The sequence below is a fragment of the Micromonospora sp. NPDC050187 genome, from assembly GCF_044459745.1.
In the GTDB taxonomy this organism is placed as follows: domain Bacteria; phylum Actinomycetota; class Actinomycetes; order Mycobacteriales; family Micromonosporaceae; genus Micromonospora.
This window is the reverse complement of the sequence record NZ_JBITJH010000003.1, coordinates 180,866-202,092: the sequence shown is the minus strand read 5'-3', so window position 1 is coordinate 202,092 and position 21,227 is coordinate 180,866. Positions and strand designations below refer to the sequence as shown.

Below are 21,227 nucleotides of genomic sequence, written 5' to 3'. Positions count from 1 at the left end.
TAGTGGCACCCGTACGACGTACCGCCGCCCGGATGGCGGCACTGATCGCCGCGACACTCGCCCTGGGCGTCGCGGCCACGCCGGCCGTCGTGGCCCCTGTCGCGGCGGCGCCTCCGCTGGCGGCCAGGGCCCCCGGCGACGATCCCGAGGGAGGCACCCCGGCACTGCGCGCCCAACTCGAGGCGGCCAGCAAGGGGTGGCTCGACGCGAAGGACGCGCTCGCGAAGTCGGTCACTCGCCAGCAGAAGATCAACGAACAGCTCGTCACCATCGAGAAGGACCTGGCGATCCGCGACGAGAAGGTCGGCGTGATCGCCGGGCTGGCGTACCGGACCGGCCGACTCGGGCCGGCCTCGGCGTTGCTGACCAGCGACTCGCCGGACAGCTTCATGGACCGGGTCGCCGCGCTCGACGCGGTCGCCGCCAACGAGGACCGCGAGCTGCGGGGCCTGCTCAGCACCCGGGAGCAGGCCAACCGGGCCAAGTCGGCACTGAACCGGGAGATCACCGAGCAGCGCAAGCAGGTCGCGGTGATGGAGAAGCGCAAGCAGCAGGCCGAGCAGGCACTGGTGGTCGCCAACCGGAAAGCGGCGGCCACCACCCCCAGCGGGGGCAGCAAGTCGACCCGGTCCGCCACGGCGAAGCCGGCGCCGCGCAACGCCGACGGCTCCTGGCCGTCCGAGTCGTGCAGCGTCAACGACCCGACACCCGCCGACGGCTGCATCACCCCGCGTACGCTGCACGCGCTCAACCAGGCCAAGGCCGCGGGCTTCACCCGGTACGTCTCCTGCTACCGCCCCGGCGGTTCCGGGGAGCACCCCAAGGGCCGGGCCTGCGACTTCGCCGCGCAGAAGAACGGCTTCGGTGGCGACGCCACCGGCGGCGACAAGACGTACGGCGACAACCTGGCGGCGTACTTCAAGAACAACGCCAGCCGGCTCGGCGTGCTCTACGTCATCTGGTACCGGCAGATCTGGTTGCCCAGCAGCGGGTGGAAGTCGTACAGCGGCGCCAACGGCGACCCGTCCAGCGACCACACCAACCACGTCCACCTGTCGGTGTACTGAGCCACCCGGCGCGGCCCGTCACCCCGACCGGGGTGGCGGGCCGCACGGCTGTCGGCCCCCCGGCCGGCGAACCCGGACACCTCCCGCCACAACCCCCGAAAGGGGTCGCATGAGCGCCCCCGGGAGGGGAAACCGGGCCGCGCGAGCGGACGAGAGGCGGCACCCATGGACGGCCCCGACGGGTACGTGATGGTCTTCGCGCCGGCACCCGTGCTGACGGTCACCATCGACCAGCCGAGCGACGAGACCGAACTGCACCTGCATCCGGGCGGGCAGGGGGTCTGGCAGGCTCGGATGATCATGTCGCTCGGGGTGCCCGTGGTGCTCTGCGCCAGCCTCGGCGGCGAGATCGGTCAGGTGCTCGAACCCCTGCTGGTCACCGAGGGGGTGCGGCTGAAGCGGGTGCTGCGGGACACCGCCAGCGGCGGGTACGTGCACGACCGCCGGGACGGGGCCCGGCGGGAGGTAGCCGACGTCCCCGGTCACCCGTTGACCCGCCACGAGCTGGACGAGTTGTACAACCTGGCGCTCGGCGAGGGACTGCGCGCACCGGTCAGTGTGCTCAGCGGCCCCGGCGCGCCGTCCCTCGTTCCGCCCGACCTCTACCGACGGTTCGCCGCCGACCTCGGCGCGAACGGCGGCCGGGTGGTCGCCGACCTCTCCGGTGAGCACCTCGACGCGGTGCTCGCCAGCGGCCTGTTCTTCCTCAAGGTCAGCCACGAGGAGTTGCTCCGCGACGGGCGGGCCCGCTCGGCGGACGAGGACGAGCTGACCCGCGTCATGTACGACCTGCACGCCGCCGGGGCGGAGACGGTGGTGGTCAGCCGGGCGGAGCAGCCGGCGTTCGCCCTGGTCGACGGGGAGGTCCTCGAGGTCGTCATGCCCCGGCTGGAAGCGGCCGATCCCCGGGGCGCGGGCGACTCGATGACCGCCGGAGTGGCTGCCGTCATCGCCTGCGGCGGCGACATCCGCACCGCGATCCGCACCGGCGCGGCGGCCGGCGCCCTGAACGTCACCCGGCACGGTCTGGGCACCGGACGTCTCGACTCGATCGCCGGGCTGGTGGACCGGGTACGGCTGGCCCCGGCGGGCAACCGCCCCCAGGAGCGAACCACCCCGGAGGAGCTGGCCGACCGGGCGGCCGGACGATGAGCCTGCGGGTGCTGGTCACCAACGACGACGGCGTCGCCGCGCCGGGGCTGGCCCGGCTCGCCCAGGCGGCGGTCGCGCACGGGCTGGACGTGGTGGTCGCGGCCCCGTTGGAGGAGGCGAGCGGCACCAGCGCCTCGATGACCGCGCTGGAACGCGAGGGACACGTGGTGGTCCGGGAGCACCCGCTGCCCGAGCTGCCGGACGTGCCGGTGTACGGGGTCGGCGGCTCCCCCGGTTTCATCGTCCTGATCGCCGTGCACGGCGCGTTCGGTCCGCCGCCGTCGGTGGTCCTCTCCGGGATCAACCGGGGGGCGAACGCCGGCCGGGCGGTACTGCACTCGGGCACGGTCGGCGCGGCGTTCACCGCCGCCGCCAACGGGTGCCGGGCGATGGCGGTCTCGCTGGACGTGCTCTCGACCGCCGACGTCACCGCCGGCAGCGGCGGCGCGGCGGTGCACCCCGCCGCGCGGGTACGTGACACCGAACGGCACTGGTCCACGGCCGCCCGGGTGGCCCTGGACCTGCTGCCCCGACTGACCGCCGGGCCGGTGGAGAGCGTGCTCAACGTCAATGCCCCCGACCTGCCGTTCGAGCGGATCCGGGGGGTGCGCCGGGCGTCCCTGGCCAGCTTCGGCCAGGTGCAGATGACGGTCGCCGAGGCCGGCCACGGGTTCATCCGCACCTCGCTGGAGGAGCCGGGACAGGCGGTGCAGCCGGGCACCGACCTGTTCTGGCTCGCGGAGGGGTACGCCTGCGCGACCGCGATCCGGGCGGTCACCGAGGTGACCGACGTGGACCTGTCCGGACTGAGCGGCGAGGAATGGCGACCGGCCTGACCCGCCGGCGACGGCCGGCGCGTGGGGTCGGTCAGGCGCCCGGCAGCACCTCGGGTTCGGGTGCGGCGGTGGCACCGGCGAAGTACGGCTCCGGCGCGCCGAAGAGGCCGAGCAGGCCGGTCACCCAGAGCTGCCGGTGGACGAACCGGCTGGGCTCGGTGACGACCAGCTTGACGCCGCTCACCCCGGCGGTCTGGAAGCCGGCGACCATCGCACTGATGCCGACCGAGTCGATGAAGGTCACCAACCTCATGTTCAGTTCGATCCGTGCCGGGCGGCTCTTGGCGAGCACCTCGACAACGGCTTCGCGTACCTCGTACGCGGTGTCGACGTCGATCTCACCGCGCGGGGCGATCTCGACGACGCCACCGGCCAGGACCGACTTGACAATCGACAGGCTCACGCGAGCACCTCCACTCGCCCGTGTCCGGGCGCCTCATCAGTACGCGGGCCGCGACCGAGAGTATTCCTCCGACAGCCTCGGTCGCCACCCCCGGGGATGAGCAATTCACGGATCAGGAGCGACAAGTCGCCCATTTCCGACTCCCCTTCCCTCCCCGAACCCCCGGTCCCGGGTCCCGCGCACCACGAACAAGGTTAGCGGTCGCTTTCCGGGGCGGTGCGCATCCGTCCGGTCTGGCGCGTTCGACCGGACGGATGCGCCTCCGACCAGCCATTGACCGACCTGCCTAGCATCAGCCCCACGGAACCGACCGGCATCGACGAAGGAGCCATGGATGATCAAGAGACTGCTCGGACTGGCGGGCGTGGGCGCCCTCCTGGCCCTCGTACTGGCCTGCGGCTTCGGCGGGGCGGGGGACGACGATGACGATGACGACGACGACTTCGCCCGCGGTGTCGCCGTGGTGACGCTGCGCTGATCCGGCGACCCCGTCCGACAACCACACCCGGTGGCGCCCGTCACGCTCGGTGATCGACATCACCGGGCGGGTTTGTCGGGGTGCCGGACGGGGCACGAGGTAACCCGCGCTTGCCCGACCGGGTCGTCCACCCGGACGGGCGACATGGCGGACGGGTGGCGCCGACCGCGCCGGCCCGACGCCGTGGTCCGCCGTGACCGCCGGTATCCCGAGGAGGTAGCCAGGATGATCGGATCCACCCTGCTGGAACGCCGTAGCAGGCCCGAGCGGATCGCGGACCAGGCGTGGCGACACCTGACATCCGCGGTCAACTCGGCCGGCGACAGCGTCCGCGACACCGCCCGTTCCGCCCGGCGGAACGGTCTCACCTTCGCCGACGACGCGGGCGACCTGGTCGGCACCGCCGCCGAGGAGGCCCGTCGCCGGGCCGTGCGCGCCTTCGACGCGCTCGCCGGCCGCCGACCGGCGCTGCCCTGGGCGCTGCTCATCGGCGCCGCCCTGGCCGGGGCGGCGATCGGCTGGGCGGCCGGCTCGGCGGCCCGTGCCGTGGGCAGCCGGGGCGACCAGGAGACGGACGACATCGAGTTCGTCGACGTCGACCGCCCCAACTCGCCGGCCGGCCTGGACACCTGAAACCGGCCCGACCTGTCGGACCCCTGGCCACCGCCGTGGTGACCAGGGGTTCGCGCTGTCGTGGCGGGTTCAGATGGCGGTGATGTCGGCCGGGGCCCGCTCCGCCCGGGACAGCGCCCGCAGCACCGCCGGTTGGCCGTGCCGCCGGACGGCGAGCCGGGTGAGCAGGTCGAGCACCGGGTCGATCACCTCGGCGGGCAGCTCGGGCGGGTCGATTCCGACGCTGACCGCCAGGTCGTCGGAGTGCACGGCGATCTCCAGCAGCCGGGTGACCAGGTAGTCGTCGAGGGTCAACGCCCAGCTACCGAACGGCACCGCCACCACCCGGTCGGCCGGGGCGGCGACCAGCGCCGAGGCCACCTCGTCCAGCGTCGCCGTGATCTGCGCCAGCAGCGCCTCCGGTCCGACCTCGGCCGCCGCCGCTCCGATCCGCCGGACGGCCACGTTGGCCTCCGCGTCCGGCCCGGCGTGGATCCACGGCACCCGACCGAAGTGGGTCAGCAGGTCGACCGGCTCCCCCGGCGGGGCCGGCTGGTCGAGCACCGTCGGAACCCGGAGGACCTGCGCGCCGAGATGCGCCGCGAGCCCGCCCACCCGGAGCCCGTCGAGCGCGCTCGGCTCGGCCCAGCGCCGGGCGACCACCGGTTCGGCGATCAGGGCCACCGCCGAGCGGGCCCCGGTCAGGTACGCCGTCCTGGTCTGATTCATCGACACACCCCTCCGTGGTCAGCGGCACGATCGTACCGGCGGACGGCGAACGGCCCCGGCACGTGCCGGGGCCGTTCGGGTCGGGCCGGACGGTCGGGCCGTTCACGTCAGCCGGACCGGACCGGTCGGGCCGGTCGGGTCAGCGGGCGAGGCAGGTGAGTGTCGCGGGCACCCCGTTCGTCCCCGTCCAGCTCGCGAGAAAGCCGAATCCGGTACTGGCTCCGGCACCGAGTGCGCCGTTCCAGCCGACGTCCCGGACGGAGACCGAGGCACCGTTCTGGGTGTGCTGGCCGCCCCAGATCTGGCTGATCTGTTGGCCGTTCGGGAACGTCCAGCCCACTGTCCAGCCGGAGATCGACGTGGTGCCGGCGTTGCGGACGGTCACCTCGCCCTGGAAGCCGCCCTGCCAGGAACCGGTCACCGTGTACGTCGCCGCGCAGCCGGTGCCCGGCGGCGGGGTGGTCGGGGGAGGCGTGGTCGGGGGAGGCGTCGTGGGCGGAGGCGTCGTGGGCGGAGGCGTCGTGGGCGGAGGCGTGGTCGACGGTGGGGTGCTGGTGGGCGGCGGGGTGGTCGGGTCGGTGCCCAGCCGGTCGGCGACCAGGATGCCCCGGCCGTTGGTGCCGAGGTAGACCCGGCCGTACACGCGCGGGTCACCGGTCAGCGCCTCGCCCGCGTTGCCGTACTGGTGCCGGTCGTCGTTGATCCGCACCCAGTTCGCGCCGGTGTCGTCGGAGCGGAACACGCCGTGCTGGCCGTCGACCGTGCCGAACAGGTACAGCGCCGGGTAGGTCCGCCCGGGAGCGGCCCGGCCGAAGCCGATGTTGCCGGACGTGCTGACCTTGGCCTGCCGGGTGAAAGTGGCACCGGAGTCGGTGGAGCGCCACAGTCCTCCCTCGCCGGCCAGCCAGATGTCCCCCTCCCGGCCGGGCAACGCCTTGAACTTCACGTTTCCGGTGGCGGGCAGCCCGGTCGCGGCCGAGACGGTGAAGCTCGCCCCGCCGTTGGTGCTGACGTAGAACCTGCCGTCCTTGAAGCCGTAGAACTTCTGGGGGTTCACCCGGTCGGACTCGATGGTCGCGTTCGCCGGGACACCGGTCGAGGCGGCCCACGAGTTGCCGAAGCCGACCGAGTGGACGACCTGCTGGCCGGCGTCGCCCGGGGCCCAGACGAACCGGCTGCCGTCGGCGGCGGCGGCGACCGTACCGCCGTTGTTGATCCCGCCCGGCTCGCTGCCCTGGAACCAGTTCGCGCCGCCGTCGGTGGAGAAGGCGACGTGGCTGTCGCCCGGACGGTCGGCGTCGGCGAAGTTGCCGGCCCGCACCATGACCGACGGCTTGGTCTCGGCGAAGTCGACGCTGGTGCTGCTGGTGAAGACCGGCTGGGTGAACATCTTCGCCGGTACGGCGGTCAGGTCGTCGTGCCGGAACCCGCCGATGTCGCCCAGGGCGCTGACCAGCGGCGCGCCGGTCGGTGGGCTGACCAGGTCGAGGACGGCGGTCTCCTCGAGGCCCTTGACCATCGGCTTGATGGTGAACGTGCCGCCGGTGTCCCACTTCGTCAGGTCGGTGCTGCCGTAGATGGTGGCGCCGGTGCCGTACAGGAAGCGGTTGGAGTCGTGCGGGTCGATTTCCACCGACTCGTTCATCCAGCCCAGCTTCGGGGTCTCCTCCGGCGGGTTCGGGTTCGCGCCGAAGTCCAGCCACGGCACCGAGCTGATGTCCATGGTGTACTTCTTGGTCTTGTTCGGGTAGCTGCTCCAGTCCCAGATCCGGGTCCAGGTCGTGCCCCCGTCGGTGCTGCGCCAGAAGATCGCGTCCGGCCACCAGGAGATCTGCGTCGCCACCATCAGCGTGTTCGGCTTCTGCCGGTCGATGGTCAGGCCGCTGTAGCCGAAGTACGCGTCGGTGCTGCTCGACGGGATCGGGCTGATCTGCGTCCACGCGCCGGTGGCCCGGCTGAACTTCCAGACGTCCCCCTTGGCCCCGTCGTACGGGCCGCCGGTGTCGCTGGTGGCGATGTAGAGATGGCCGCCGACGTGGTCCACCACCCCCTTGTGGGCGAGGTAGCCGGTCGGCTGGCCGGGGATCCGCTCCCAGGTGGTCCCGCCGTTGGTGCTCCGGTAGACCGGGTTCTGCTTGTCCGCCACGCCGACGTAGACGGTCTGCGTCGGGTTGCCGGCCGTACCGGTGCTCTTGTCGAAGCTGACCCAGGTGAGGCCCTGGTTCTGGCTCTGGTAGCCGCTGGAGTCGTTCGGGTCGGCGACGTAGTTGCCGACGTTCGGGAAGTTCGCGACCTTCGCCCAGGTCACCCCGTGGTCGGTGCTGCGCCACAGGCCGTTGCCGCCCTCGGCTCCGTAGTAGACGATGCTGTTGCGGTTCGGGTCGACGGCGAGCCGCTCCCCCATGCCCCGGCCGGGCATGTTGCCGCCGTTCTTGAACGGCAGCTCGGTGGCCTGCCAGGTGGCACCCTTGTCGGTCGACCGCAGGATCGCGCCGTTGTTCGGGTCCCAGCTGTTGGTGTACATCCCGACCGCCGCGTAGACCCGGTTGGTCTGCACCGGGTCGGTGGCCAGGCTGACCACGCCGTTCCAGCCCCACCTGTCGTTGCCGACCCAGTCCAGCAGCGGGGTCCAGGACTGGCTGGCCTGCTCCCAGCGGTACGCCCCGCCGATGTCGGTGCGGGCGTAGATCAGGTTCTTCTCGGTGGGGTTGAAGACGATGCCGGGGACGAAGCCACCCCCGTCGATCCGGACGTTCTTCCAGGAGTAGGGTTCGGCCGCCGCGGCGGCGGCCGAACCGGAGGGGGCGACGGTGACCTGGACGGCCAGCACGGCCGCCGCGGCTGCCAGCACGGACGCGGCCGCGCCGGCGACACTTCTCCGCATCAGCGGTTCCTCTCGGGGAGTACGCACCCCGGGCAGGGCTCCGGGGCACCCGGCACGCCGGCCTGACGGCCGCCGCCGGGCGGGTGACTGGTCCGGGGAGCTGCCCGACTCCCCCCACCGGCGCGCTGGCTCCCGCAGCCGAGGAAGGACCTCACCCTAACCGGTCAAACCCCGGTTTGGAAACGTTCCCAACTAAGTATCCCCACCCCCGGGCGGGTCCGGTCACCCCAGGTGGTACACGAACCCGTCGCCGACCTGCTCCCGCCGGACGTCCGGCACGTCCACCGGCCGGTCCGCCACGTCCTGCCACGGCGTACCCACCGCGTACCCGGGCAGCACGACCACCGTCCGGATCCCCCGCTGTCGCAGGTACGCCACCGAGCCCGCGTCCGGGAAGCTGAGGCTGGCCGCGCGGATCTCGGCCTGGCTCGCCGGGGTGAACGAGGCCAGCCCGTTGACCATCCGGGGGAACCCGTCGGTCGACCAAAGCATCACGTGCAGCTCCCGGATGCCGTCGCTGGGCAGCACCAGCAGCGGCCCGTCCACCCCGCGCAGCGCCGCCGGCTGCTCCGGCACCGGCACGTGCGGGGTCCGGTTCACTCCCTCCAACAGCACCAGCGCCAGCGGCACGACCAGCACCAGCCGCCCCCAGCGGGCGAAGCGCCCGTCGGTACGCGTGGCGGACGCGGCCGGCACGTCCCCTCCGCCGGACGGTTCGCGGGTGAGCGCCCCGGCGGCCAGGATGCCGAGCAGCAGGGTGGTCCAGAGCACCAACCGCCCGGGGGTCCGGATGCCGTCCCAGCCCGGCGCGTGCTCCACCAGGGTGGCGTAGCCCGGATCCCCGTCGCCGAGGAAGGCGGTGCCGGCGGCCAACGCCACGCTGACCAGCACCCCGACCAGCAGCAGCAGCCGGTGCCGCAGCCGCCAGGCGGAGAGGAAGAGCCCGGAGAAGGCCAGCCCGAGCAGCACCACCCCGGGCAGCAGGGTCATCTCGTTGGGGAAGCCGAGGGCCTCCCGGGCGGCGGTGTGCCGCTCACCCCAGAGCCAGCTCTCCGGCGGCGCGGTCAGGAACCCGCGCAGCGGCGGGGAGAACATCTCGATGTGCGCGACCGTGCGCCGCCCCTCCGGGTGGCGTTCCACCACCTCGAAGTAGGGGGCGGCCATCAGCAGGGCCACCCCGGCGAAGAGCACCCCGCCGGCCAGGTCGGCCAGGAGCAGGCCGCGCGGAAACGGTCGCCTGCCCCGCCGCCACCAGGCCCAGGCGTAGCCGGCCCCCGCGACCAGGCAGACCAACGCCAGCACGTACGCGAAGGGCAGGCCGATGCCGAAGCCCAGGCTGATCTGCCAGGCGGCGACCAGCCACCCGGTCGCCGCCCAGCCGGGACGGACCCGCTCCGGGCGGTATCCGTGCCGCAGCGACCAGCCGTGCCCCCGGGCCAACATGGCCAACGACAGCGCGATCCCGCCCACGGAGAGCACGTGCAGGTGACCGGCCTGGGCGAGCTTCCACGGGGCGTACGCGAACGCCGCCCCGGCCACCGCCGACCCGGCCCGACCCGCCCCCAACTGCCGGGCCAACGCGTAGGCCCCGACGAACGCCAGGGCGTGCACCAGCACGTAGAGCAGGTTGTAGCGGACCACCGCGGCCACCGGACCGTCCCCGACCATGCCGAACGGGGCGTACCCGAGCAGGGTGTCGGAGTACGCGTAGGTGTACGGCTCGGGATGGAAGGTGTTCGAGTGCCAGAGGCCGGTCGGGTCCGTCAGCAGGGCGTGCCCACCCCAGGCGATCTGCCAGGCCTGGAGGGTCGGGTCGCCGGTGTCCTGCGGGATCGTCCCGGTCAGGTCCCGCAGCGTCGGCCAGGTCAGCACCGCCGCCAGCAGCAACGAGCCGAGCACCACGAGGGTCCACTCGTGCCGGGCCAGCCGCCACAGCGCCCAGCCGACCCGGTCCCGGACACGGGCCGGGGTGGAAGCCGTCTCCCGTTCGGTGCTCATCGCCCGCCCTCGTCGCCGACTGTGACTCGATCGATCCAGATCGTGCCGTACGGCAGCCCGGCTGTCACGCCCGTCCCATCCGGCCGGCACCACCCCTCCGGTCCGGGTGAGGGCGGCTCACCCTCCCCGGGGGCAGCATCGCGGCCGACGGGCGAGGACACCACCCCTGCGGAGAGGAGCCTTCCGATGGGCAGCGCGACGATCATCCGTACCGACCAGGACATCCAGACCGACGTGCTGGACGAGCTGACCTGGGAGCCCCGGGTCCAGCCGCACGAGATCGGCGTGACCGTCACCGAGGGCGTGGTCACCCTCACCGGCTGGGTGGACGGCTACGCCAAGAAGTGGGCCGCCGAACGGGCCGCCCACCGTGTCCCCCGGGTCCGGGCGGTCGCCAACGACCTCGCCGTCCGGCTGCCCACCTCTGCCCGCCGGACCGACCAGGAGGTCGCCACCGCCGTCGTCCGGGCCCTGGAGTGGGACGCTTTCGTGGCGGTGGAGGAGCTGGACGTGACCGTCGCCGACGGCTGGGTGACGCTGCGCGGTCAGGTCGAGTGGGAGTACCAGCGGCGGGCCGCCGACCGGGCGGTGCGGCAGCTCACCGGCGTGCGCGGCGTCAGCAACGGCATCGCCGTACGCCCACGGGCCACTGCCCCGGGCCCGGAGGTCGCCGCCGGCATCCTCCGGGCGCTGGAGCGCGGCGTCGCCGCCGACACCGTCCGGGTCTCGGTCGACGTGTACGGCGACACCGTCGTCCTCGACGGGGTGGTCCGATCCACGGCGCAGCGGGAGGAGGCCGAGCGGGCCGCCTGGTCCGCGCCGGGCGTGACCGAGGTGCACAACCGGCTCGCGGTGCGAACCACCCCGGCGGGGTGAACCGGCCTCACCCGAAGCGCCACCAGGCTGGAAGGCGTGACCGGCCCGCGTCGGCTGCGCCGACCGGCGCGGACCACCGGGCCGGGCCGACCGGGAGGAGGTGAGCGGCGCACATGACCACGTCGCTCCAGGTCACCGTCGCCCGCCTGCGGGCACCGGTCACCGACGCCGACCACGCGCGGGGGCCGGTGGACGCCCCGGTGACCCTCGTCGAGTACGCCGACTTCCAGTGCCGCCACTGCGGCGCGGCCTACCGCAACCTGCGGGACGTGCTGCGCCAGCGGGGCGACCTGGTCCGGCTGGTCTACCGGCACTTCCCGATCGCCAACGTGCACCCGTACGCGGACAGCGCGGCCCAGGTCGCGGAGGCGGCCGGCCGGCGCGGCCGGTTCTGGGAGATGCACGACTGGTTGTACGAGCACCAGGACCAGCTCGACCCGGTGCACCTCACGGTCGGCGTCGAGCAACTGGGGGTCTCCCCCGACGAGGTGAGCACCGAGGTGGACCAGCGGGTGCATGCCGACCGGGTCCGGCGGGACTTCGTCGGAGGCATCCACAGCGGGGTGACCGGCGTGCCGGCCCTGTTCGTCAACGGCGTCTGCCACGAGGGCGGGTACGCCGTCGCGGACCTGCTCACCGCCGTCGACCAGGCAACCGAGGACTGATCCGTCCACCTACCACCTCAGCGCTCAGATCAGGTGGAGTTCGCGGGCCCGGCGCACCGCCTCGCGACGCCGCGTGGCGTCGAGCTTGCGGTAGATGTTGCGGACGTGGGTCTTGACGGTGTTCACCGACAGGGACAGCTCGCTGGCGATCTCCACGTTGGACAGGATGCTCTGGAGGTACCGGAGGATGGTCAGCTCCCGTTCGGTCAGCGGCTCGTCCAGTTTCCGTCCGGGCTCGCCGCCGCACCGCACCGGCTCGCCCGCACCGGACGGGTCGCCTCCGCGGAGCAGGTCGGTGACGAACGCCCAGTACGCGGTGCCGGAGTCCAGGTGCTCGGCGAGCAGGTCCCGCACCCCGGGGACGGCCCGGCTGAGCACCCGCCGGTGCCCGTCCGTCGCGGCGAGCTCCAGCACCTGTTCCACCACCCGGCCGACCCGGCGGGTGTCCCCGGCGTGCCGGGCGAGCAGGGCGTCGAGCAGGCCGGCGTCGAGGCGTACCGGCACCGGCCACCGGTCGGCGTCCGGGGTGTCCCACGGGGGCAGGGCGCGGCCGGCCGCCGCCGGGTCACCGGCGTACGCCTCGACCCGGGCACGCGCCACGGCCAACTCCGGGTGGGTAGTGGCCGGACCGGCGGTGGCGTCCAACAGTTCCCGCGCGGTCCTCAGGTCACCGCGCGCGGCGCAGTGGTCGGCCTCGGCGGCGAGCAGCCGGTCGGCCAGCGCGCGGGCACGGGGGCGGTCGGCCAGCCGGTGGCGTGCCCCGGCCAGCGCACGCTGGGCGGCGGCCGGATCGCGTTCGAGCTGTGCCCGGCAGAACGCGGCCACCGCCGCCACCGTCGGGTCGTAGCCGGGGCTGTCGACGCGCGCCAGGTCCGCCTCGGCCTCGTCGGGCCGGTCCCGGTACAGCGCCACCACCGCCAGGGCCAGGTACGCGTGGCTGCGGTCGGCCGGGGTGACGGGTCCACCGAGTGTCTCCCGGGCGTTCTGCTCGGCCTCGCGCAGGCGGCCGTGCCAGGCCGCCGCCAGGGCGGCCCGGCTGCGGCACAGCAGCTCGGTACGGGTCCGTCCCGCCTGCCGGGCCTCGGCGGACAGTTGGTCGAAGGCCGCCCAGGCGCCGGGCAGGTCCCCCTCGGTCAGGTCGGCGAGCGCGTCGGCGGTGCCGGCGACCAGGTGCCCGTCAGCCCGGTCACCGGCACCTGAGCGGGGGTCGTCGGCGGGACCGGAACGGGAGCCGCCGACGGGGCCGGCCGACGAGCCGGTCAGGGCACGCAGCCGGGCGGCGGCGGCGCGTACCCCGGTGGGGTCACCGGCCAGACGGGCCAGGGCGACCTCCAGCGCGACGGCCAGCCACCGGAGCCGGTCCCGGCGCGGCGCGGGCAGGTCGCGGGCGGCGGTGACCGCAGTGCGTAGGTGCTCGGCAGCGGCGGAGGGATCGGCGGACCGGGCATGGTCGACGGCGAGGGCAAGGGCCAGTTCCGGATCCCGGTCGGTCCGGGCGGCCGGCGGGGCGGGTGGTGGCGGTCCGGCCGGCTCCGGGTCGTACGGAAGAAGCTCCGGCCACCCGACGAGCAGCAGGTCGGTGGCGTGGTCCCAGTCGCCGGCGGCGAGCGCGTGCCGCAGCGCGTCGCCCGGCTGGCCCCGCCCGGCGTACCAGCCGGCGGCCCGGATGTGCAGCTCGCGCAGCTGTCCGTCAGGAAGCTTGGCCAGCTCGGCGCGGAGCAGGTCGGCCAGGAGCGGTTGGCAGCGGTACCAGCCAGGACGCAGGCCGTCGGGATGGAGGAAGCCGGTCGATCGGGCGAGGTCGGCGAGGCGACCGTCCCCGCCGGCCGGTCCGGTCAGCGCGGCGGCCAGGTCGTCGCAGACCGTCCCGGCCACCGCGAGCCGGCGCAACAGGTCGACGTCGTCGCCCGGCAACCCGGCGAGGACCTCGTCCCGCAGGTACCCGGCGACGTCCGGCTGTTCCCCGCCGAACCCGGTGACCACGGCGGCCGGATCGGCGGCGCTCCGGGCGGCCAGCGCGGCCAGGCACAGCCCGGCCGGCCAGCCGCCGGTGCGCTCGCGGAGGGTGGGCACCGATGCGGGCGGCACCACAACCCCGTGCGTGGTCAGCAGGTCGGCGACCTCGTCGGCGCTGAAGGCCAGGTCGTCGGCGTCGATCTCGGTCAGCTCCCCGCGCAGCCGCCACCGGTGCAGCGGCAGCGCCGGATCGGTGCGCGCCGCGACCACCAGGCGCAGCCGTTGACCGGCGTGCCGGAGCAGGAACTCCAGTCCGGCCAGGGCCGCCGGTTCGGTCACCCGGTGCAGGTCGTCCAGGATGAGGACGACCGGCCGGTCCCGGCCGGCGAGAGCGGTGGCGAGCAGTTCGAGATGGTCGGGCCGGTCGGCCGGCAGGTCGGTGGCCCCCAGCGCGGCGGCCAGGTACGACCAGAGCCGCGTCGCGGTGTCGCCCGCCTCGACGGAGAGCCAGGACGGCGGCGACCCGGCGGCCCGTGCCCAGGCGGCGAGCAGGGTGGTCTTACCCCAGCCGGCGGGGGCACGGACCAGGGTGAGCGGTCCGTCGGTGCCGGAGTCCAGCCGGCGCAGCAGCCGGGGACGGAGCACCACCGGCTCCGGCGGCGGCGGTGCGGCCAGTCGGGACGCCAGCAGCGGCACGGTCGGACCCACCCCGCTCGACTGCTCCGGCATCTGTCGGCCTCCCCGTGGTCCCCCGGTCGCGGGCGGCGGTTACCCGGCCTCACGCCGTTCACCCCTTCCGGGGGAACCGGCTTCACCCGACCCGTCGGCAGGGTGCGGGTGGGAATCGGCGGGGAGGACGGAAGGCGGGTGGGACGACCGTGGTACGCGGTAGACGGCCGGGGCCGGTCGGGCGTTGGCAGGTGGTGACCGTGGGCCGTCCGGCGGACGAGGTACTGCCCGGTGGGCGGCTGCCGGAACCGCTGGCCCGGCTCGGCGACGGCGTGCAGGTGCGGTTGCGTGCGGCCCCGGGTGACCGGGGCACCGAGCTGGCCGCCCGCGCGCCGGACGGCCGCTTCGCCGGGATGGCCGCGCACCTGGTCGGTGACGACCCGGACCAGGTGCTGCGGGCCGCGCTGCGCGAGGTGCGCCAGCTCGCCGAGACCGGCGAACCGCTCCGGCCGGACCGGCCCCGGACCGAGCGACTCGCGGACCGACCGAACCTGCCCCAGGTCCGTCAGCCGGTGCAGGATCGCCGGCCGGGTTGGCGCCGTCGGCTCGGCGGAAACCGCTGGCGGGCGGACTGGCGCCGTCGGCTCGGCGGAAGCCGCTGGCGGGCGGACTGGCGCCGTCGGCTCGGCGGAAACCGCTGGCGCGGACGACGGGCGGTGCCCGGGTGAGGGCGCTGTGCTGGGAGGGCGACCGGCTGACCGTCGCCGAGGTGCCCGACCCGGAGCTGCGCAACGGGCACGACGCCATCGTGCGGGTCCGGTGCAGCGCCACCTGCGGAAGCGACCTGCACCTGATCGACGGCGGCGACCTGGGCCCCGGGGACGTGCTCGGGCACGAGTTTCTCGGCGAGGTGGTCGAGGTGGGTCCCCGGGTGCGCCGGCACCGGGTCGGCGACCGGGTGGTGGTCGCCTCGGCGGTGGCCTGCGGCCGGTGCCGGTACTGCCGGCAGGGACAACACTCCTGCTGCGACAACGGCAGCGTCGACCCGGCCGCCGGTGAGCTGGCCTGGGGGCAGGCGCCGGCCGGCTGCTACGGCCACCCGCCGTCCGGTGGCGGCTTCGCCGGCGGTCACGCCGAGTACGTACGGGTGCCGTACGCCGACGTCGGAGCGTTCACCGTGCCGGACGGGGTTCCCGACGAACGGGCGGTGTTCGCCTCGGACGCGGCACCGGCCGGCTGGACGGGGGTGGACGTCGGCGGGGTGCGCCCGGGGGACGTGGTCGCGGTCTGGGGCGCGGGGGCGGTCGGTCAACTGGTCGCCCGAGCAGCGGTGCTGCGGGGCGCGGCCCGGGTCGTCGTCATCGACCGGTACGACGAGCGGCTCCGCATGGTCGAACGGCACACCGGCGCCGAGACGGTGCACTACCAGCGCGCCGACGTCACCGCCGAACTCCGTGAACGCAGCGGCGGGCGGGGTCCGGACGTGTGCGTCGAGGCGGCCGGCACGGTGGACGGCTCCCGGTCGCTGGCTGATCGGCTGCGCCGCGCTCCCCGTACCCCGTTGGCGTTGCGGGAGGCGGTGCACGTCTGCCGCAAGGGCGGCACCGTGGTCGTGCTGGGCGACGTCACCGACTTCGTGGACACCTTCCCGATCGGCGCGGTGGTGCAGAAGGAGCTGACCGTACGCGGGACGCGACCGCACGGCCCGCGGTACATCCCGACGCTGCTGGAGCACATGACCCGGGACGAACTGCGTACCGAGCACCTGGCCACGCATCGACTGCCGCTGGACCGGGGGCCGGAGGGGTACGCCCTGTTCCGCGACCGGACGGACGGCTGCGTCCGCGTCCTGTTCACCCCTCGCTGAGGTGGTTGCAGCCCCGGCTGAGGTGGTGCAGCTTCCGGCTCAGGTGGTTGCAGCTCTCAGCTCAGGTGGTTGCAGGGGTCCCCTGCTACGCAAAAAGCGGTAACAGGGGACCCCTGCTACCAACCCAGCCGGGTGGGAGACTCGGCTTCGTGCCCGATCCCCGCCCGTACGACCTCGTCCTGTTCGGCGCGACCGGCTTCACCGGCGCGCTGACCGCCGCGTACCTGGCCCGCACCGCCCCGACCGGGCTCCGCTGGGCGCTGGCCGGACGTAACCCGGAGAAGCTGGCCGGGGTACGCGACCGGCTCGCCGCCGTCAACCCGGCACTGGCCGGGTTGCCGCTGCTGACCGCCGACGTGACCCACCCGGAGTCGCTGCGCGCGGTGGCGGAGAGCAGCCGGGTGGTGGTCACCACCGTCGGCCCCTACCTGCGGTACGGGGAGCCGCTGGTGGCCGCCTGCGCCCGCGCCGGCACCGACTACGTGGACATCACCGGCGAGCCGGAGTTCGTCGACCTGACGTACCTTCGGCACCACGCGGAGGCCGAGCGGACCGGGGCGCGACTGGTGCACACCTGCGGCTTCGACTCGATCCCGTACGACCTGGGGGTCTGGTTCACCCTCAAGCACCTGCCCACGGACGGGCCGGTCGCCGTCGACGGGTTCGTCCGGGCCGGTGGGCGGTTCTCCGCCGGGACGTACCACTCGGCGCTGACCGCGTTCGAGCGGTCCACACAGATGAGCCGCACGGCGCGGGAGCGCCGGGCCGCCGAGCCCCGGCCCGAGGGTCGCCGGGTCCGGGCCGTACCGGGCAAGATTGGTCGCCGGGCGGACCTGGGCTACTGGGCGGTGCCGTTGCCGACCATCGACCCGCAGGTGGTCCGCCGGTCGGCGACGGCCCGGCCGGAGTACGGCCCGGACTTCACCTACCGCCACTTCGCGGCGGTGAAGCGGCTGCCCACCGTGCTGGCCGGCGCGGTCGGTCTCGGGGCGGTGGCGGGGCTGGTCAAGGTGCCGCCGACCCGGCGGTGGCTGCACGGGCGGCTCGCCTCCGGGCAGGGGCCGACGCCCGAGCAGCGGGCGAAGTCGTGGTTCCGGGTGCGGTTCGTGGGCACCGGCGGTGGCCGGCGGGTGGTCACCGAGGTCGCCGGCGGCGACCCGGGGTACGACGAGACCGCCAAGATGCTCGCCGAGTCGGCGCTCTGCCTGGCGTACGACGACCTGCCGGCCACCGCCGGCCAGGTGACCCCGGTGACCGCGATGGGGGACGCGCTGCTGGAGCGCCTGCTCCGGGCCGGGATCACCTTCCGGGTCGTCGAGGAGACCGGCCCGGCCGGTAGAACGGTTTGACCCTCGACCAGGTCGAGGGACCAGCATCGGTGCCCGTGGAGAGGGAACTGCTCAGCATCGGCGAGCTGGCCCGGGCCAGTGGCCTGACGGTGAGCGCGCTGCGCTTCTACGACCGGGCCCGGGTGCTGGTGCCGGCGTGGGTGGACGCGCACACCGGCTACCGCTGGTACACCGCCGACCAGGTGCGCGCGGCGCGGCTGGTCGCCGGGCTGCGTCGGGTGGGGATGCCGCTGGCCGGCGTCACCGCCGCCGTCGCCGCCGCCGAACCGGCGGTGGTGCACGGGTTGCTCGACGCGCACCTGCGCCGGCTCGAGGACGGGCTCGCCGACGCCCGCCGTGAACTCTCCCGGATCCGTGCCCTGCTCGATCTCGAGGAGACCGTCATGACCACCCGACTCACCCTGCCCCGCACCGCCCTGGCCGCCGCGTTCGACGCGGTCCGGTTCGCCGTCGGCTCCGACCCGGAGCTGCCGCAGCTCGCCACCGTCCTGGTCGACGTGGGGGCGGACGCGGTGACCCTGGTCGCCACCGACCGGTTCCGGCTGGCGGTGGCCGGTGCGCCCGCCGCCGTCAGCGGCCCGCCGGTGCGGGTGCCGGTGCCGGTCGACGTCGCCGACCGGGTCCGGGAACTGCTCGTCGCCGCACCGGCCGGGGACGTGTCCCTGACCGTGGACGCCGACGGGGTCACCGTCACGGTCGGCGGCGACCGGGTCACCGGCCCGGCCGTCGACGTCGACTACCCCGACCACCGGCGGCTGCTGCGCGACCGGGTCGCCGCCACGCCGGCCCGCCGGGCGACGGTGGACGTGCCGGCGCTGCGGACCACGCTGGGCGGTGCGCCCACCGTGCTGCGCGAGCACGACGGCATCCGGTACGAGGTGACCGTGCTCAGCCTGGACGACCGGGGTGCCCTGAACGTGGTCGGCGAGGACGTCCCGACCCGGGACGACCTGCGGGTCGGGGTGAACCGGGAGTTCCTGCTCGACGCCCTGGACGCGGCGGACCGGGGGCAGCTCGTGCTGGAGCTGGACGGGCCGATCACCCCGCTGGTCGTACGCCGCCCGGACGACGAGCTGACCTACTCGCTGCTGATGCCGATCAAGCTCTGACCCGTCCCTGCCCTTGGGCGCGGTTTCGGCGATATCGGGGCCTCCTGCCGGCTGATGCCCCGATATCGCCGGAACGGAGGGTCGCGCCCTGTCCGCACGGCGCTGGGCGGCTCGGCGCCCCCCGCCGGCCGGCGGGGGCGCGAGGGCGCCCCCGGCCGGCGGGGGCGCGACGGTAGCATCTGGTGGTCCCACCCGACGGCCCGGACGGAGCGTACGGAGCAGCATGCTCGACATGGAGTTGATCCGGAAGGATCGGGAGGCGGTCGCGTCCGCGCTGGCCAAGCGGCTCGATCCGGCCGAGGTCACGCGTGCCCTTGACGAGATCCAGCAGCTCGACCAGGACCGACGCGCCCTGATCAGCGCCATCGACGCCGAGCGGCAGCGCCGCAAGGCGGAGGCGCGGGCGTACGCGGCGGCCAAGCGCGCCGGCACCGAGCCCGAGGTCTCCGCCCCGGAGGCGGGCCGCAAGCAGCTCGCCGAGCTGGAGGCCGAGCTGGACGAGGTGCAGTCCCGGCTGCGCGCCAGCATGAGCGAGCTGCCGAACCTGCCCGCCGACGACGTGGTTCCCGGCGGCAAGGAGGCCAACCAGGTCGTCAAGGTCTTCGGTGAGCCGCCGACGATCGAGAAGGTCCGCGACCACGTGGAGCTGTCCCGCGCGCTCGGTCTGGTGGACCACGAGCGCGGCGTCAAGCTCGGTGGCTCCGGTTTCTGGATGTACACCGGTCTGGGGGCCCGGCTGGAGTGGGCGCTGCTCAACTGGTTCGTCGACCGGCACATCGCCGCCGGGTACGAATTCCTCCTCCCGCCGCACCTGCTGCTGCACAGCGCCGGCTTCGCCGCCGGGCAGTTCCCCAAGTTCTACGACGACGTCTACCACCTCGACCGGGAGTCCGCCCCGCGCGGGCAGTTCCTGCTGCCGACGTCGGAGACGGCGATCCTCGGCGCGTACCAGGACGAGATCCTCGACCCGGCGAAGCTGCCGCTGAAGGCGTTCGCCTACACCCCCTGCTACCGGCGCGAGTCGGCCGGGTCGCACTCCGACGAGCGCGGCACCGTCCGGGGCCACCAGTTCAACAAGGTGGAGATCTTCCAGTTCACCCTGCCCGAGCAGGCGGAGGCGGCGCTGGAGGAGATGCTCGCCCACGCGGAGAGCCTGGTCGAGGGTCTGGGGCTGCACTACCAGCGCAGCCTGCTCTCCGCCGGGGACGCCAGCGCGTCCATGCGGAAGACCCTCGACATCGAGGTGTGGATGCCGAGCACCGGGAAGTACAAGGAGGTCTCGTCGGTCTCCTGGGCCGGCGACTACCAGGCCCGCCGGGCGGCCATCCGGTACAAGGAGCCGGGCGGCAAGCAGACCCGCTTCGTGCACACGCTGAACGGGTCGGCGCTGGCCACCAGCCGGCTCTTCCCGGCGATCCTGGAGCAGTTCCAGCAGGCCGACGGCTCGGTGCTGGTGCCGGAGGTGCTCCGCGACCGTCTCGGCACCGACCGCCTCGTCCCCCCGGGTCGCTGACGGGCCTCGGAGTCCAGCAGCCCGAGCGACCCGAGCGGGGGCCGAGTCCGGCGTCGAACAGGTCCCCTGCGAGATTCCTTCGCGGGGGACCTTTCGTCGACCGGTCGACCGGCAGCTCACGATGGCGACGCCGCCACCAACACCGGGCGCTCGGGTGCCGTCGGTGCGTCACCCGGTGGGTCGTGCGCTCGTGAGCAGAGCACGCAGCGCCGCGCCGAACGCCGCGGGGTGTGTCCGATACCCCTCGTGCCCACCCGGCAGGTCGGCCAGACGTTCACCGAGCACGCCCGCGAGCCTGGCCGCGGAGCGGCTGGGGAAGGTGTCGGTTGGTCGGCCGCTGGCGGGCACGATCGTCGTGGCACCCGCGCGTAGCGCCGCCCAGCCAGCGGCGCTGACCCGGTATTCCCACGTCGCGCGCGCCTCCCCGGTGAGGAAGGCGTTGATGTTCGCGACAGTCCGACTGCTGGGCGGCTCCCACACCACCCCGTCCTCGTGGTCGCGTGGATCGTGGGAGGGGTCTCCGAAGCCGGCCCTCAGGATCTTGAGCGCCGCCTGCCACCCCGACTCCGTGTGGACCCGGCGAGCGTCGCGGTGCAACCTGTCGTACCTGGCGCGCTCGGACGCGGTGGCGAGCGACCGCAACGGCGGTTCGTGGGCGATGAGGACACTCACCCGCCGTGGCCGGCGCCACGCGAGTTCCAGGCCGATGACCGCACCGGTGCTGCACCCGAACACGCTGACGGGGGCCTCGCCGAAGATGTGGTCGGCCAGCGCGGCGGCGTCCTCGTCATGCCGCTCGAGTGACACCGGGCGCCCCGGGTCGTCCACCACGGTGCGGGTCTGGCCCCGCCGGTCGTAGGTCAGGACGGTGTGGGTCTCGGCGAGCCGGGTGGCGAGCAGATCGGCGGAGTGCGCGTCACCGCCGCCGCTGGGCAGCAGCATGAGGGGTGGGCCGGCACCGCGCGCGACGTAGTAGAAGTCCGCGCCGTCGCCCCGGAACGTTCCGAAACGGTCAGCGGCCACCGTCGTCCCCGCCGTGGGTCTGGAACTGCTTCTTCGACGCG

General features: G+C 74.2%; 17 protein-coding genes and 1 pseudogene. 12 read left to right on the top strand and 6 right to left on the bottom strand.

The window, feature by feature from the left end:
* Positions 1-2 precede the first annotated feature (2 nt).
* The 3 genes from ACIBJE_RS06710 (at position 3) to surE (ending at position 3,055) form a co-directional block, all read left to right on the top strand.
* On the top strand, positions 3-1,067 hold the full coding sequence (locus tag ACIBJE_RS06710) for a coiled-coil domain-containing protein (RefSeq protein WP_396744542.1): 1,065 nt from the start codon (positions 3-5) through the stop codon (positions 1,065-1,067).
* Positions 1,068-1,232: 165 nt separating this feature from the next.
* Positions 1,233-2,219: a PfkB family carbohydrate kinase gene (locus ACIBJE_RS06705; RefSeq protein ID WP_396743979.1), complete on the top strand. Its 987-nt coding sequence runs from the start codon at positions 1,233-1,235 to the stop codon at positions 2,217-2,219.
* On the top strand, positions 2,216-3,055 hold the full coding sequence (gene surE, locus ACIBJE_RS06700) for a 5'/3'-nucleotidase SurE (RefSeq protein ID WP_396743976.1): 840 nt from the start codon (positions 2,216-2,218) through the stop codon (positions 3,053-3,055). Before ACIBJE_RS06705 ends, surE begins: the two co-directional genes overlap by 4 nt.
* Before the next feature lie 31 nt (positions 3,056-3,086).
* Here the strand turns inward: surE and ACIBJE_RS06695 are convergent, their stop codons facing one another.
* On the bottom strand, positions 3,087-3,458 hold the full coding sequence (locus tag ACIBJE_RS06695; RefSeq protein WP_396743973.1) for an STAS domain-containing protein: 372 nt from the start codon (positions 3,456-3,458) through the stop codon (positions 3,087-3,089).
* A gap of 334 nt (positions 3,459-3,792) precedes the next feature.
* On the opposite strand from ACIBJE_RS06695, the gene ACIBJE_RS06690 reads away from it, so the two are divergent.
* Positions 3,793-3,936, top strand: a complete 144-nt coding sequence (locus tag ACIBJE_RS06690; protein WP_157748954.1) for a hypothetical protein — start codon at positions 3,793-3,795, stop codon at positions 3,934-3,936.
* A 225-nt stretch (positions 3,937-4,161) separates the two neighbouring features.
* Positions 4,162-4,569: a hypothetical protein gene (locus ACIBJE_RS06685; RefSeq protein WP_396743969.1), complete on the top strand. Its 408-nt coding sequence runs from the start codon at positions 4,162-4,164 to the stop codon at positions 4,567-4,569.
* Positions 4,570-4,638: 69 nt separating this feature from the next.
* On the opposite strand, the gene ACIBJE_RS06680 is transcribed toward ACIBJE_RS06685, so the two are convergent.
* The 3 genes from ACIBJE_RS06680 to ACIBJE_RS06670 all read right to left on the bottom strand — a co-directional run bounded on the left by ACIBJE_RS06680 (position 4,639) and on the right by ACIBJE_RS06670 (position 10,159).
* Entirely contained in the window at positions 4,639-5,277 is a 639-nt protein-coding gene (locus tag ACIBJE_RS06680; protein ID WP_396743966.1) for a maleylpyruvate isomerase N-terminal domain-containing protein, read from the bottom strand.
* Positions 5,278-5,416: 139 nt separating this feature from the next.
* Positions 5,417-8,161 carry a cellulose binding domain-containing protein gene (locus ACIBJE_RS06675; RefSeq protein ID WP_396743963.1) on the bottom strand — a complete coding sequence of 915 codons (2,745 nt, stop codon included), beginning with the start codon at positions 8,159-8,161 and terminating at the stop codon, positions 5,417-5,419.
* Between the two features lie 222 nt (positions 8,162-8,383).
* A complete protein-coding gene (locus tag ACIBJE_RS06670) occupies positions 8,384-10,159 on the bottom strand; it encodes a hypothetical protein (RefSeq protein ID WP_396743960.1) in 1,776 nt (591 codons plus the stop codon).
* 186 nt (positions 10,160-10,345) lie between these two features.
* Between ACIBJE_RS06670 and ACIBJE_RS06665 the strand changes: the two genes are divergently transcribed.
* Complete coding sequence (locus ACIBJE_RS06665) at positions 10,346-11,035, top strand: BON domain-containing protein (protein ID WP_396743957.1); 690 nt, start codon at positions 10,346-10,348, stop codon at positions 11,033-11,035.
* Positions 11,036-11,148: 113 nt separating this feature from the next.
* Positions 11,149-11,700 (top strand): DsbA family protein, encoded by a 552-nt coding sequence (locus tag ACIBJE_RS06660; RefSeq protein WP_396743955.1) that lies wholly within the window; start codon positions 11,149-11,151, stop codon positions 11,698-11,700.
* Positions 11,701-11,724: 24 nt separating this feature from the next.
* Here the strand turns inward: ACIBJE_RS06660 and ACIBJE_RS06655 are convergent, their stop codons facing one another.
* Positions 11,725-14,385 (bottom strand): LuxR C-terminal-related transcriptional regulator, encoded by a 2,661-nt coding sequence (locus ACIBJE_RS06655; RefSeq protein WP_396743952.1) that lies wholly within the window; start codon positions 14,383-14,385, stop codon positions 11,725-11,727.
* A 149-nt stretch (positions 14,386-14,534) separates the two neighbouring features.
* Between ACIBJE_RS06655 and ACIBJE_RS06650 the strand changes: the two are divergent.
* The 5 genes and pseudogenes from ACIBJE_RS06650 to serS all read left to right on the top strand — a co-directional run.
* A pseudogene (locus ACIBJE_RS06650) lies at positions 14,535-14,858 on the top strand (hypothetical protein); the annotation flags it as partial.
* Between the two features lie 191 nt (positions 14,859-15,049).
* Positions 15,050-16,192, top strand: a complete 1,143-nt coding sequence (locus tag ACIBJE_RS06645; RefSeq protein WP_396743949.1) for an alcohol dehydrogenase catalytic domain-containing protein — start codon at positions 15,050-15,052, stop codon at positions 16,190-16,192.
* Between the two features lie 149 nt (positions 16,193-16,341).
* Positions 16,342-17,541, top strand: coding sequence for a saccharopine dehydrogenase family protein (locus ACIBJE_RS06640; RefSeq protein WP_396743946.1), 1,200 nt, complete (start codon positions 16,342-16,344; stop codon positions 17,539-17,541).
* A 35-nt stretch (positions 17,542-17,576) separates the two neighbouring features.
* Positions 17,577-18,650, top strand: a complete 1,074-nt coding sequence (locus ACIBJE_RS06635; RefSeq protein ID WP_396744539.1) for a MerR family transcriptional regulator — start codon at positions 17,577-17,579, stop codon at positions 18,648-18,650.
* 223 nt (positions 18,651-18,873) lie between these two features.
* On the top strand, positions 18,874-20,163 hold the full coding sequence (gene serS / locus ACIBJE_RS06630; protein ID WP_396743943.1) for a serine--tRNA ligase: 1,290 nt from the start codon (positions 18,874-18,876) through the stop codon (positions 20,161-20,163).
* A gap of 168 nt (positions 20,164-20,331) precedes the next feature.
* On the opposite strand, the gene ACIBJE_RS06625 is transcribed toward serS, so the two are convergent.
* Entirely contained in the window at positions 20,332-21,186 is an 855-nt protein-coding gene (locus ACIBJE_RS06625) for an alpha/beta fold hydrolase (RefSeq protein ID WP_396743940.1), read from the bottom strand.
* Positions 21,187-21,227 lie beyond the last annotated feature (41 nt).